The organism is Microcoleus sp. Pol17C6, assembly GCF_036701145.1.
Classification (GTDB): domain Bacteria; phylum Cyanobacteriota; class Cyanobacteriia; order Cyanobacteriales; family Microcoleaceae; genus Microcoleus.
The window spans coordinates 119,594-134,088 of sequence record NZ_JAUBQH010000001.1 but is presented as its reverse complement, the minus strand read 5'-3'; the positions used below and the strand labels follow the sequence as shown (position 1 = coordinate 134,088).

At 44.0% G+C, this 14,495-nt stretch carries 8 protein-coding genes; 7 read left to right on the top strand and 1 reads right to left on the bottom strand.

Annotated features, from left to right (window positions below; translation table 11 throughout):
- The first annotated feature begins 1,278 nt into the window (after positions 1-1,278).
- Positions 1,279-1,458 carry a hypothetical protein gene (locus tag QUA25_RS00580; protein WP_333034761.1) on the top strand — a complete coding sequence of 60 codons (180 nt, stop codon included), beginning with the start codon at positions 1,279-1,281 and terminating at the stop codon, positions 1,456-1,458.
- A 325-nt stretch (positions 1,459-1,783) separates the two neighbouring features.
- Here the strand turns inward: QUA25_RS00580 and QUA25_RS29375 are convergent, their stop codons facing one another.
- Complete coding sequence (locus QUA25_RS29375; protein WP_445242180.1) at positions 1,784-1,912, bottom strand: transposase; 129 nt, start codon at positions 1,910-1,912, stop codon at positions 1,784-1,786.
- An 864-nt stretch (positions 1,913-2,776) separates the two neighbouring features.
- Between QUA25_RS29375 and QUA25_RS00575 the strand changes: the two genes are divergently transcribed.
- The 6 genes from QUA25_RS00575 (at position 2,777) to QUA25_RS00550 (ending at position 14,341) form a co-directional block, all read left to right on the top strand.
- Positions 2,777-3,640, top strand: a complete 864-nt coding sequence (locus QUA25_RS00575) for a calcium-binding protein (protein WP_333034760.1) — start codon at positions 2,777-2,779, stop codon at positions 3,638-3,640.
- 276 nt (positions 3,641-3,916) lie between these two features.
- Positions 3,917-6,721 carry a tetratricopeptide repeat protein gene (locus QUA25_RS00570; protein ID WP_333034758.1) on the top strand — a complete coding sequence of 935 codons (2,805 nt, stop codon included), beginning with the start codon at positions 3,917-3,919 and terminating at the stop codon, positions 6,719-6,721.
- Positions 6,722-6,745: 24 nt separating this feature from the next.
- Positions 6,746-10,837 carry a tetratricopeptide repeat protein gene (locus QUA25_RS00565; RefSeq protein WP_333034757.1) on the top strand — a complete coding sequence of 1,364 codons (4,092 nt, stop codon included), beginning with the start codon at positions 6,746-6,748 and terminating at the stop codon, positions 10,835-10,837.
- Positions 10,830-12,692, top strand: a complete 1,863-nt coding sequence (locus QUA25_RS00560; RefSeq protein WP_333034756.1) for a tetratricopeptide repeat protein — start codon at positions 10,830-10,832, stop codon at positions 12,690-12,692. Before QUA25_RS00565 ends, QUA25_RS00560 begins: the two co-directional genes overlap by 8 nt.
- Positions 12,693-12,734: 42 nt before the next feature.
- Positions 12,735-13,376, top strand: coding sequence for a Uma2 family endonuclease (locus QUA25_RS00555; protein WP_333034754.1), 642 nt, complete (start codon positions 12,735-12,737; stop codon positions 13,374-13,376).
- A gap of 230 nt (positions 13,377-13,606) precedes the next feature.
- Positions 13,607-14,341, top strand: a complete 735-nt coding sequence (locus tag QUA25_RS00550) for a glutathione peroxidase (RefSeq protein ID WP_333034753.1) — start codon at positions 13,607-13,609, stop codon at positions 14,339-14,341.
- Positions 14,342-14,495: the final 154 nt, after the last annotated feature.

The following is a 14,495-nucleotide window of genomic DNA, read 5'->3' as shown; positions in this document are numbered from 1 at the left end:
TATAATAATTATAAATACTTCTATCCCATCTATAGACAGACAGGCAGGTAAAAAAATGATAATGATTAGCTACTTTTCGATTGCCTTAATCGTTTTTCTTGTTTGGTTCAAAAGTTTTTGGAATGATACAGCTACATCTAAAAAAGACGTGATATCTTGGATAGCCTTAATAATGGGGCCTCTGTTTTGGCCTGTTGTTCTGCCCCTATCCCTTTTGCAAATTACCAGCAAAAAGTCTGTGGTAAAAACAGCTCAATGCGAGCAAGAATTCTAATAAATTGTGGAAGTAACTAGCTTCAACAAAGTCGCTTATCTCATCCTAAATTATTCTGCGTCCATCGCTCCTGGCAGCGAGTAATTTATCTTTTTTAATTGTAAAAAAAATGCAGCTAGAATGTAGAATCCAATAAAAATTCTGAATCCTAAAACAGTATTTTTTTACCGCTATCAAATTCTGCCTTCTGCTTTTTGATCCCGCCCAAAAACGGATACAAGTTTCCTACAGCAGTCGGCAGCAGCCCTTAATTTTAGGCTTTTCTTCAAGCTCTCCGATTCCTCTGTTGAATAAATCTCAAATCTCAAATCGTTCAACTGAGCGAGATTTACTCAGCGATCGCCGAACGTCTCACGCAGAAGTATCCAATCGACTGATACCTAATTTTCTTCGGTGACATTGTGAATTAATGGTGCGGCTCAGTCAAAATTGTTCAGGCACAACTGTCAGACCGAAATTGTCGGACAGCGACCACAATATTTTTTTATTCAAAAATTATCTGCCACCTCAACCAAGCTCAAAATTAATATGTAATGTAACATGGCCTGTTGTTTGCAAAAATATAACTTCAGACATATTTTCGCCTGCCGCTGACCAACTTAAGAATTTTGATTACTTCTGGCCGCTGCGTACCATTCATCGAAGGTGGGAAAATCCTGGCCAGGCGTGGAAAAACAGCTAGGCTCTTTGCCATTTAAGCTTTTCGAGCTCCCTTTCTTCAAATCTTAGTAGCTCTAAACAGGAAATTGTAGAGTTCGTTTGCGTCCAAAATGCCTAACTCTTACCGCAGTTAGATAGACAATTCAAGGCAGAGACTGCAATATGAAATAGGCAACAAAAACTCTTTCAAATCTCAAGTACGACTTATTTTTGGCGATCGGGCATCAGGAGTGTATAACGGGAGCCAGCTAAGTTTTTAGAGGTACGAGATGTTTGGGAACTTCTAAAAAAAAGTGCCGTCACGGTATCCAAATTCGTTATTTGCATAGAAAGTAGGAGTCAAAATGAACGAAGTATCTGAGAAACCAATTTATAGAGTTCTTAATCTATTGTCGCTGCTAGCGCTGACCTACTATGCAGCTACTTCCATCAATTATATTTTCGAGAGTGACGCTCACATCTACAAGTACGACAGCCATAGTAATTCCAACGCCTCACCAGCGCAACTAGAAGCACACCGCTAGGAATAAATTGTAGAGATTTTCTCGGAATGAATGCCGAACCAAATTTCTGGTAATTTGCTGATCGTTAATGCTCAGCTCGAAGTTAACCACAATTAGTAAAAAACTCTTTGCGCTAAAAACTTAATATTTTCAATCACAGGTATTAGCCATCGAATGTACCACAAAAATTAACTATATTAATTGGTTCTCAAAAGAGACCAGAGTGATGAAAGGATCGTCAAGCATTTTCATCAGTAAGAGCATTAATAGCTTTAGTAATCGCTTCATCAAGAAGATTTGAAGGTGGATATGCTTCAGAACGGAAAATCGCTTTGATTTTTGCCCACTACAACTCGATGGGAGATAAATCCGGCGAGTATGGAGGTAATAACTTTACTTGGGAGCCGACGATAGATACCATCAAAAAAATGACGGCTTCAGCATTATGAACAGGTAAAGTATCCATCACTACAATTGCGCCAACCGATAACTGCGATTCATCTGTGGACTAAATCTAAAATCTAAAATCTAAAATCTAGTGACAGTACCGTCACAAATCTACCAGCTCACCGTTGATTCCAACTTCACCAAAAGACGATCGCTGCATTGTCTGTTGTCCGGATGGATGCGGCTCATGGTTGAAATGACGGATTAGGGTTGAAAAACTGGGTTTTTTAGCCCTAATCCTGCATTAATCGTGAGGGATTTGGCTGGAAACATCCAGGTGCTGAGGCTCAAAAGCCCGTCCGGGACTGTGTTGGGACGCACTTTTGATTAAATACGGCCTCCAGCGTGCGCGGGCTTGCTTTCAAAGCCAGTTAAAAAATTTTGATTTCTGGGGAACTATTGGCGAAAATCAAAAGTCTGGTCAACTACAGTGTACTTAAAAGAAATCGCCGCTCAGTTCCAGCCCCATTGCGGGCGATCGAACTCTCCGGCGATCGACAGTGCCAAAGACCCGGTGCAACTTCTCAATCTTGAGAGCATACTCCGATTAAAAATGGTCTCTGTGTATCTTCCGGGTATTGTTTTAATAATGACTAGCCATATCGACGGTCATTATGGTAAACTCGCAAACGTTTAAGTGGAATATTTTCGTGTTAGAGGAGGCAGTGGTGGAGTCGAGAGTCAAAAGCAGGAAACAACCGAGATTTGCTGCTCAACGAATACAGGATTCAACTCGCGCTCCGAGGCTCGCTGCTGACAAATTAAATTACATGACAGCTTATAGCAGCCGGGTCAATTAGGGTCTCAACCGATGTCCGGTTTCATTTATTGAATCCCTTTGGAGGGAAAAGTGTATTGTAGAAAAATGATTGATCTTTTAGGAGGAGTGTAAATGACACAGGTAACTAATCCAACACAGCCAGCAAGTTCACTATCAGGTGGTATTGGTGGCACTGGCTCAACCGTTATCGGCATCGCCAGCGGCAACAGGTTGAACGGCAGCGAAGGCAGCGATATCATCCTGACTTTTGCGGGCGCTGATGCCGTCGCTGGTGGCGGTGGCGACGACCTGATTATTTCCGGAGGCGGAAATGACAGTATCGGCGGCGGCGGCGGCAACGATAATATCTTTTCAGGCAGCGGCGCCGATGTTGTAGCTGGTGGCAGCGGCGACGACCGGATCTTTGCTGGTAAAGGGGATGACCTCGTAGACGGCGGTGATGGCAATGACTTGGTTTCTGGCGACAACGGCAACGACACCGTACTCGGTGGCGGTGGCAACGATACAGTCTTTGGTGGCCGAGGCAACGATATTGTCAGCGGCGACGACGGCAACGACAGCCTGTTCGGCGGTAAAGAAAACGATACTGTCAATGGCGGATCGGGCAATGACTTTATCTCTGGCGACAGAGGCGCTGATGTCCTCACCGGCGGTGCTGGCAGCGATACGTTCTACTTCTTCTCCAGCGGTGGCGATTATGGCGTAGACACGATCACTGACTTTACCCCAGGCGAAGATAAGATCCGCTTGAAACAGGGCGGTGTGTTCGCTGGTTTGGGTAGCGGCCTCGAGGCAAGCGAGTTTGTCGTCGTTTCGGGTTTCAACGCAGCTACTCCAGGAACAGGCACGACGAACAAGTTAGTCTACGACCCAACAAGCGGTGCGTTGTACTTCAACGGCACCAGCGGAGTGCTAACTATTGCTCAGTTGCAGCCTGGCCTGACGATTACCTCGAACAACTTCGAGTTGTTCTAAAACAACTGGCTGTTGTGGGGCGGCACCGGATAAGATTCGGGGCGGTTATCACAAAGCCGGTAGTTTTAAAGGATTTCAACCTCACTCTGCTACAAGCGGGGTGAGGTTGAAATATTCAATGCAGGAACTAAAGCAGGGGCCGTAAAAAAAATTGATCGACAGTTATTGATAAAATTAATCGATCGCCCGATGGGGCAAAATATAAATACAAAGTTTTTAAATTAGAATTTCTAGGTTTTACTGAAGCGGTAAAGAAACCGCAACTGCTGGCTAGCAATGAGCACTGAAGAATATATCCGGCAAGCCCAAATTTATTTGAACCGGGGGAAGTTAACTGAGGCGATCGAGTTTTGCAAAAAGGCGATCGAACTTCAACCGTTTTCGCCCTCGGCTTACACGACTTTAGGCGAAATTCTCGAAGCTCAAGGCGATCCGACGGCCGCAAGAGACGCTTTTGTGCAAGCTTTGGAGATTTCGCCGCAGTTTTTTCTGGCTCATGCTTATTTGGGTCAACTTTATAGCGACTATGCGTGGCTGGATGAGGCGGTTTTTCACTACCGAAAAGCTCTGGATTTGAAACCAGATTGGGCGGAACTTCATTATAACTTGGGAAATATTTTTCACAATCAGGGTAATTTGTTGGGGGCGATCGACTGTTACCGAAATGCGATCGGCAAAAAACCCGATTATCTCAATGCTTTCTACAATCTGGCTGTGGTTTTAGATGAAAATAGTCAGCTCGAAGCAGCAATGGATACCTACCGACAGGTGATTGCTCTGAAGCCGGATTACGTGGAAGCTTACAGCAATCTGGGTGTGATTTTGCTCAAGGACGATCGGGCTGCTGAGGCGATCGAAGTTTACCAGCGGGCGATCGAGATTAAGCCGGATTGGGCGACGCTGCACAATAATTTGGGTCAAGCCTTGCTGGACAAAAGTCCCGATCGGGCGATCGCATCTTACCTCACAGCTATTGAGTTGGAGCCGGACATGGTTTTGGCTCACTACAATCTAGGGAAAGCGTGGCAATTACAGGGGGAACATTCGGCGGCGCTTGCTTGTTTCGATCGCGCGATCGATCTCAATTCCGACTATATTTCGGCCTATACAGATGCCGGATTTTCTTTGATGGTTTTGGGTCAAGTGGCGGAAGCCATGCCTTATTTTGAGAAGGCAATAGCTCTGAAGCCTGATTTTGTTGAGGCTTACTGCCGCTTGGCACAAAGGCGGAGAGTGGCGGCGGTAGAAGATGATGAATTGTCAAGGGCGATCGCTGCGTGCGATCGATTTCTCACAGCACTAACTGGAAGGAAGAAGGAAGAAGGAAGAGGGAAGAAGGAAGAAAAAGAAACTATTCCCAATGCCCAATGCCAAATGCCCAATGCCAAATGCCCAATGCCAAATGCCCAATTACCAATTGCTGAAATTTGCGATAACTTAGCCGAAATTTACTTGCATTTGGGAAATGCTTTAACAGAGTACGGCGGACACGAATCTGCCGCCGTTTATTATCAAAAAGCTTTGCAAATTCAGCCACACAATGCAGAGATTTACTGGCGGGTGGGAAATTCATTAGCCCAGCAAAAGCGGTTCAGTGCAGCAATTGCAGTTTACCACATGGCTTTGACGATTCAACCTGCTTTACCGCAGGTTTATTTTGAGTTGGCAAAACTGCTGGAAAAACAGGGGCGCTGGGAACGGGCGCTCGATTATTATCAAAAAGTTTTAGAGTTGCAATTGCATGGGTATGGAGACCAGAAAGAGTGGAAAAAACAGAGTTTTATATTGCCAGATAGCACTTCTATAAAACATCCTCACGGTATTTATTTATCGAGTTGGGATTGGCTGGTTAAGGCTAAGTTGGATGCAGATAATTATGTGGAAATAGTTTGGAAATCTGTACCAGAAGCAAGTCCCGAAAATATTCCGAATTCCCAATTTGCGAGCTCCAATTCCAAATTGGCAAATTCCGATTGTACCGGGTTAACTTGCGGGCTGTGTTTGCAGCGACTTTCTAAGTGGTTCGATCCGGTGCATTTGGGTTGGGGAGTTTGCCGTTTGTCCAACGCGCAACCGATACCTGTGCAGTCGCCCAAGACTTTTGTGGCTGCAATTCCCAACGGGCGAGTTTGGATTGTGCCGCAGGAAAATTATTGGCTGATTTGCAAGGCGATCGCTGTAATTACTCCTGACAATTATTTGTTGGGTGATGTGTCGAGAGATTATCCGGGGTTTTTACCTGGATGCGAAAAGCATGATATTAGAAAACACAGCGTTTTTAATTTAGAATCATTCCCGCCTCTCAAGCAAATTGACGGCAGAGTCGCGGTGCTTTCTGGTTTGTCTGGAAATGTCTATTTTCACTGGATGGTTGACGTTTTGCCGAGGATAGAATTGCTGCGGCACAGCGGTAGGGATTTGGCGGAAATTGATTGGTTTTTGGTGAATAGTTGTCAGCACCAATTTCAGCGGGAAAGTCTGAGAATTTTGGGCATTCCCGAAGAGAAAGTCTTGGAGAGCGATCGCTTGCCTCACATACAAGCAACCGAGTTGATTGTACCTTCTTTTGCGGGATATTTGGGCTGGCCTTCTGGGTGGGCGATGGATTTTTTGAGGCGCGAGTTTCTGAAGGGAATTATACCTAGTTCGAGCTATCCAAAACGCATTTATATCAGCCGCAGCAAAGCAAGATATCGACGAGTTTTGAACGAGGAAGATGTGGTTGAGGTTTTGGATAAATTTGGCTTTGTTTCTATTTTACCTGAATCGATGTCTTTGGCAGAGCAAATTGCTCATTTTTACCACGCTGAGGTGATATTGGCAGCCCACGGCAGCGGCTTGACAAATACGATTTTTAGTCGCCCGGGAACTAAAGTAATTGAGTTAGTGTCGCCTCACTATATCAGCCATTATTACTGGGGAATCAGTCAATACTTGCAGTTGGAACATTACTTTTTAACGGGGGAGGCTTTTGAATGCTATCCTATTAGACAGTTGATGTATCAGAATTCCCTGACTGAGGATATTTTGGTGAACTTGAGTTCGCTCAAAAAGATGGTTGAAGGGGTGGGTTTGGGTTAGTTGGTGTCTGGAGCAAGTTTAATTATGCCCTCGATTGAGAAGATGGAAAAGGCAGCGGTTGATTTGAGTCGGCAAGCAGAAGTTTATTTAGCCGAAGGAAAGTTGAATGAGGCAGTTGCTGCTTGCGAGTCAGCGTTGAAAATTGAACCGAATTTGGCTGCAGCTTGCCAGACGCTGGGAAAGGTGATGCAGGTTCGAGGTGAAATCGAGCAAGCTAAGCAGTGGTATGAATCGGCGATCGATCGCAATCCAAATTTGCCGGAAGTTTATGCTAATCTCGGTATTTTGTATTCTCAGGGGAAACAGTGGGAAAAGGCGATCGTAAATTGTGAAAAAGCAATTTCGCTAGCGCCGAATTTTGCTGCTGTTTATCGGCAGTTGGCGAGAATTTGGACGCAGTTAGAGAAGCGAGAAGAGGCGGCAGACTGTTGGTATCAAGCTTTTAATATCGAGCCGAATTGGGCAACTGCTGAGGAAAACGTCACTCTGGGAAATAGTTTGGTTGAATTGGGAAAGTTCGATCGCGCTATTGAATGTTATTCGCGGGCAATTGCGTTAAATCCAAACCTAGCAACAGCTTATCACAATTTGGGAGAAATGCTGGTTGGTCAGAAGCGGTGGGATGAGGCGATCGCCAATTACCGACAAGCCATTGCCATCAATCCAAATTCGTTTGAATCTTACCACAGTTTGGGTAAAACTTGGGCGGAGCGAGGAGAATTCGATCGGGCGATCGCCTGTTACAACAAAAGCCTCGAACTCAATCCCAAATACGCTCGTGCTTACGTGGGTTTAGGTAATGTTTTCGCGCAAAAACAGGATTTTGATGCAGCCATTAAATGTTACCGTCAGACTCTGGAAATCAATGATAATTCTTACTGGGCATACAATTGCTTAGGGGACGCTTTGGCTCAAAAACAACTGTGGCCCGAAGCTATTAGTTGCTACCGCAAAGCTATTGAAATAAATCCAAATATTCCTTGGTTTTATGTCAATTTGGGAATAGCCTTCACCTGCGAACAATCCTGGGATGAAGCTGTGGCTGCTTTCCTGCACGCGGTTCAGATGGAGCCGAATTTGACGGGAATTAATCAGCGGTTGGGATATGTTTTGCGGAAGCGGAGCGAATCGGGTTTAGAAAGCACAATCGCAACTTATTGTCAATCTATTGAGGTACTTGCAAGCGGGAAAAATTACCACAAATTGCTGGGAATTGAGTTAGATGGAGCGGAATTTTATATAAATTTAGGCAATAGTTTAGCAAAACAGAAGCAGTTGGAAGGTGCGATCGTATTTTATAGCATGGCCCTGCAAATTGAACCCAATGCTGCGGAAGTTGTCGCCCAACTAAATGATGTTCGGGCAAAACAACAGGAGTTATACGCACAAATTGCCACTTACCGCCACCAAATAGAAATAGATCCGGCTAATTCTAAGCCTTACAACGATTTAGGAAATATTTTACCGCAATTAGGGGAATTAGAAGAAGCAATTATTTGCCACCAAAAAGCGAGCGAATTGAGGGGTTGGCCTGAGTGTGCGGCGAAAGATTATCAATTTACCCAAGATTGGTTTACCCACAATATTCCTATTTGGCAACGGCATTTGCAGCAATTTACCGGAATTGCGGATTTTCAAGTTGTGGAAATCGGCAGTTTTCAGGGAATGTCTGCTTGCTGGCTGCTGGATAATATTTTAACTCATCCGACGGCAAAGATTACTTGTATTGATTTGTATTTTCAACAACATTTTAAGGGCAATATTGTTAAAACGGGAGCAGCAGCTCGGGTAATTGAATTAGAAGGTTACTCTCAAGATTTGTTAATTAATTTGGCTTCGGAATATTTCGATGTTGCTTACATTGACGGCTGTCACAAACCTACCAGTGCTCTGCAAGATGCGATTTTATCTTGGAGGTTGGTGAAAGTTGGGGGATTGATGATTTTTGATGATTACGAGTTTACGTTTCCCGACAGCCCGGAGCAAGATACTAAAATTGGGATAGATGTTTTTTTGGAGATGTTTGGAAGTCAGTTAGAAGTTGTACACAAAGGCTATCAACTGATTGTCAAAAAAATCGGCAATCAAAGTTTGGGCGAAGAGCAAACTCTGTTGTCTCTGGGTTGGGAAAAGTTGGGGGATATTGCGACGAACTCCGGTTATTTGGATGAGGCGATAGCCCGCTATCAAACAGCTATTAAAATAAAGTCTGGCAACTACTTAACTTACCAAAAGTTGGGTAAAAGTTTGCAAAAGAAAGAACTATTTGACGAAGCTAGGGCAGCTTACCAACAGGCGATCGCACTCAACCCTCATTTTAGTTGGGCTTACCACTTTTTGGGGGAAACTTTGCAGGCGATTGAGCAACACGAGGAAGCCGCTGCTGCTTACCGCAAAGCTATTGAGTTAAATCCAGATTTTTGTTGGACTTACAACAATTTAGGCGATGTGCTGATGGAGCTTTCTGAGTGCGAGGAAGCTGCTGTGGCTTACCGCAAGTTAGTTGAACTCAATCCCGATTTCTGTTGGTCCTACGAGAGATTAGGTAGGGCTTTGGTTGCACTGGAAAATTGGGAAGAAGCGGCGGCGGCTTACCGCAAAGCTATTGAATTAAACCCCAATGATTGTTGGCTGTACAATAGTTTGGGGGAAGTTCTGGAATCACAAGAAAATTGGTTTGAAGCAGCAGGGGCTTTTGATCGTGCTATTGAGCTAGAACCCGATCATAGTTGGTTGTACAAAAAGTTGGGTGATGCACTGCGGAATCAAGGGGAATTAGAAAGGGCGATCGCCGTTTACGAAAAAGGCATCAATCTCGAACCCAAATCCTGCTGGTGTTACGAAGGATTGGGTTTGAGTTTCCTTGCAAAACAGCAGTGGGAACCTGCAATCACTAATTTAGTTCAAGCCCTGCAAATTAAACCCGATTTGTTTGAAGCTTACGATAATATAGGTTATGCTCTGGAACAACAAGGAGAAGGCGATGAGAGCGATCGGGCAAAATGCAGTAATCAAAATTTACCCTTAAGTATTCTCAAAAAATACTGCGGATTTACAGAAGATTTGACCGTTGCACCAGAATCAAATCCTAACCTCACCTGCATTGACATCCATCCTGCGAGTCCAATCAATTTATCTGATTCCAAAACAATCGATAGCAGCCGTAGATTCTGGGAACATCAAAGTCATTCAAGAAAAGCTTTTGTTGCCGTATTGCCAAAAGGAAGAGCTTGGGCAGATGTTGTGACTAGCGCCGTCATTACTTCAGAAAATAAACTTGTTGCTGACATTTCAATGGGTTGTGCGGAATTGGTAATCACTTCCGACAAATTGCCTCCCGCTGAACACGTCGATGGAAATGTGGCTTTTTTATCTGCTCGCTGGGGTGGAGCAGCTTATTTTCATTGGATGTTTGATGTGATTACGCGATTTGACCTTTTGCAGCGGAGCGGATTGATAGAAACTATAGATAAGTTTGTTGTCAATGCCTCGGATTCTTCCTATCAAGCAGAAACTTTAAATACTTTAGGAATTTCTCAAGATAAACTTTTAGAAAGTCGCTGCAAATTACATATTACCTCTGATAAATTAATAGTTCCATCAATATCTTATGACGGATCGGGCGCGGTTTCAAAATGGAAGTGTCAATATCTCAGAAAGACCTTTTTAAAGGAACAACAGCCACTAAGCACCGACTATTCGGAGCGGATTTATATCAGCCGCCAACAAGCTTCCTATCGGCGAATCGTCAACGATGAAGAGGTAATTAAATACTTAGAAAAATTTGGGTTCCGCAGTGTCAAGCTGGAAACGATGTCGATAGCGGAACAAGCATCGTGTTTGGCTGCTGCTAAAGTAGTTGTCGCACCCCACGGAGGGGGGTTAACAAATCTAGTTTTTTGCAGTCCGGGAACTAAGGTAATTGAGATTTTTTCTCCCCTTTACGTTCCGCATTGTTATTGGATGATTAGCAATTTGTGTGATTTGGAACATTACTATTTAATTGGTGATTTGGTTGATGATGGAACTCCGACCAAACCTTTACATAAAGATATGCAGTTGGATTTGAACTCGCTGGAAAAATTACTTGCTATGGCAGGAGTTTTGCATGGATAATGACTACCACAATTTGGGGAACTCTCTGCAAGAAAGCGGTCGGTTTGATGAGGCTGTTGCTGCTTACAAACAAGCTATTGAATTAAATCCCAAGTTTTCGTGGTCTTATCACAGTTTGGGCGATGTTTTTCTGAAACTTGAAAAATGGGAGGAAGCTGTCGCTGCTTACAAAAAAGCTGTTGAGTTAAATCCAGATTTTTCCTGGTCTTATCACAATTTGGGCGATGCTTTGCTGAAACTTCGGCGATGGGAAGAGGCTGCTGTTGCTTACCGCTGCGAGATTGCACTCAATTCGGATTTTGCTTGGTCTTTTTGCAATTTAGGTGACGCTTTAACTAAACTCAAACAGTGGGATGAAGCTATCGCCACGTATTTAAAAGCTGTTGAAATTGACAGAGATTTGCCAGGAATTTACGAGAAGTTGGGATATGCTCTCGGACAAACAGAGTCGGATTTAAATTTAGTGTTAGAACAATCTCAATTGCAAATTACACCCGAAAACTGGGAGTTTTATTTGCAGTTAGGAGAGAATTTAGCCAAGTACGATCGCCCAAAGAGCGCAATAATTCTTTACAAGTTGCTATTGACAAATATACCGAGTTGTGCAATAAGTTCCGCGAAATTAGAGGATTTGTTGCAGCAGCAAGAAAAGTGCGTTAGCGCAGCCATCGAAGAGGATCGCGCATTAGCCTCATCTCGCGCAACTGTCGCCCAAAAACCCGATGATTGCTGGTCTTATTATAATTTAGGTGCTGTTCTGAGCCACCAAAAATATTGGGAGGAAGCGGCGGCGGCATTTTTCCAAGCTATAGAAATAAATCCCGATATTCCTTGGTGGTTTTATTACAATTTGTGGGAAGTTTTTGTTAGGCAAAACAAGCTAGATGAAGTTGAGAACTTGTGCCGCGAAGTTGTTGCAGCTCAACCGGAGGCTTTTTGGCCTTATCTGAATTTGGGAGAAGCTTTAACGAGGCAAGGTAAAGTTCCAGAGGCGATTGATTTTTATCGAACTGTCAGTTACAAACAAATTTTTGCATCTCTTATTAGTAAGAGAACAGGCAAGATACCTGTTCCACAAGCAGATACAGGCAAGATGCCTGTTATACAAAATTGGAACTTAAAATCAGTCAAAGTTCCTAACTTTATAATTATTGGTTCTCAGCGGTGCGGGACGACTTCTCTGTATACTTATTTATCCAAACACCCGCAAATTTTGACTCCGATTAAAAAGGAGATGGATTTTTTTTCGTGGCACTTTGACAGAGGAATTGATTGGTATTTGGCTCATTTTCCGCCAATGCCTCCGGGAGAGCAATTTTTGACGGGCGAAGCAAGTCCGAGCTATTTTGACTCTCGGGAAGCACCGGAACGCCTCTACAGGCTGTTTCCAGAGGCTAAACTGATTGTACTGTTGCGAAATCCGGTCGATCGGGCGATTTCTCAATTTTACCGCTTGACTGGCTTAAATTGGGAAGCGCGATCGCTCGATCGAGTAATTAGCGATGAAATTGAACGGTTGAGTCAAAATCCAGAATACATCATCGGCGAGGAACCGGGGAATTATTTAGCTCGCGGTAGGTACATAGAATTTATTAAAAACTGGCTGGCTTTCTTTCCTAGAGAACAGTTGTTAATTTTGAAAAGTGAAGATTTTTATGCAGGTGCGGCGGCTATAGTCCAGCAGGTTTTAGAATTTTTAGATTTGCCGGAATATCAATTGTCTGAGTACCAAAATGCTAATCCTGGTTCTTATCAGCGGGTAAATGAATCGGTTCGCGACAGGTTGAGCGATTATTTCCAACCTTACAATCAGGAATTAGAGGAATATTTGGGAAGGCAGTTTAATTGGGAATAAAGTTGAGCTAAGATTAGAACAACTTGTAAGGAGGTAATACCGATGCTGACGAGCGAGCTAGATACGCTACTTAAAGAACAAGCACTCCAACGCCAAGATCCTGAAGATCGCTACCTTACCGATAGCGCCAACTGGGAACAATACGAGACACTGCTGAATCGGATTGGAGATGCGGCAGGATATCGAGTTACTTATTTAGATGGAGTTTTGGAAATTATGTCGCCTTCTCGCCGCCATGAAAGTAGAAAAACTCGCATTGGAGATCTGCTGCTTATTTATTTTGTAGAAGCTGACATCGAATATTTCCCTTTTGGGTCTACAACTCTGCGACAAGAGGAAAAAAGTGGCGGTACGGAACCGGATGAAGCTTACTGTATTGGCACAGATAAAGAATTTCCCGATTTGGTAATTGAAGTGATTGTTACCAGTGGCAGCATCAATAAACTAGAACTGTATAGAAGATTGAATGTGCGAGAGGTTTGGTTCTGGCGAAATGACCGATTTTCTATCTACCATTTGCGAGAAGAAATTCCGGTTGAATTCGTGTCCAACTGCGGTTATGAATTAATCACACAAAGCGAATTGCTACCGGGAATTAATATCGATATGTTGACAGAATGTGTAAAAAATCCTCACCCGTTAGCAGCAGCAAAGGAATGGAGACAGAATTGCCGACCTACTTAAACAGCAAGTTTTAAATCTGCTAGCTGTCGCAAAGACAATGAACTGAGCTCGCGCGCGCCGCGAGATTGATTCGGACTATGATTCAAACTATCGTCGCAAAGACAATGAACTGAGCTCGCGCGCGCCCAAGTCCGAGAAAAAAACTCGCCTCCCCTTGACAACTCATACTCGTTATGAGTACGCTATAATAAGCAAAGGAATTGAACCCAAGTACCCAAAAATTTAAAATCATGCTGACGAACCAAGAAGGTCAAAGAGTACCCAAAGTCACCTTTCGCACTCGCAAAGACAACCAGTGGGTCGATGTCACCACCGATGATATATTTGCAGGTAAAACCGTAGTAGTCTTCTCGCTGCCAGGAGCTTTTACTCCCACTTGTTCGTCCACGCACCTCCCCGGTTACAACGAATTGGCCAAAGTTTTCAAAGAAAACGGCGTAGATGAAATCGTTTGTATTTCCGTCAACGACACCTTTGTGATGAACGAGTGGGCCAAAGACCAAGAATCAGACAATGTGACGTTAATTCCCGACGGTAACGGCGAGTTTACTCAAGGCATGGGAATGCTGGTAGACAAAACAGATTTAGGCTTTGGGAAGCGGTCTTGGCGTTATTCGATGCTGGTAAAAGATGGCGTGGTTGAAAAAATGTTTATTGAGCCAGAGGAACCGGGCGACCCTTTCAAAGTGTCCGATGCCGAGACGATGCTCAACTACATCAACTCTGCAGCAGCCAAGCCGAAGGTAGTTTCGCTGTTTACAAAAATGGGCTGTCCCTTCTGCGCTAAGGCTAAGGCAATGCTGAGTCAAAAGGGCTTGGATTATGAAGAAATCGTCTTGGGTCGAGATATCACAACTCGATCGCTCCGGGCTGTAACTGGGGCTACAACTGTGCCGCAAGTATTTATCGACGGCAAGTTGATCGGTGGTTCCGAAGCGCTAGAGTCTTATTTGGCAGTTGCTTAGTTAAGTTAAACAACAATACTTAGCCTGCGGGCGCACAGTGCACACCTTACTCGTTGTACGGTGCGTACTGTGCGGCTTTGCCGTATTTGAGTGTATTTAGCGTAATCAAGCTTCGGAGTCAAAAAGTTCGATCGGTCTATTGATCCATTCTCGT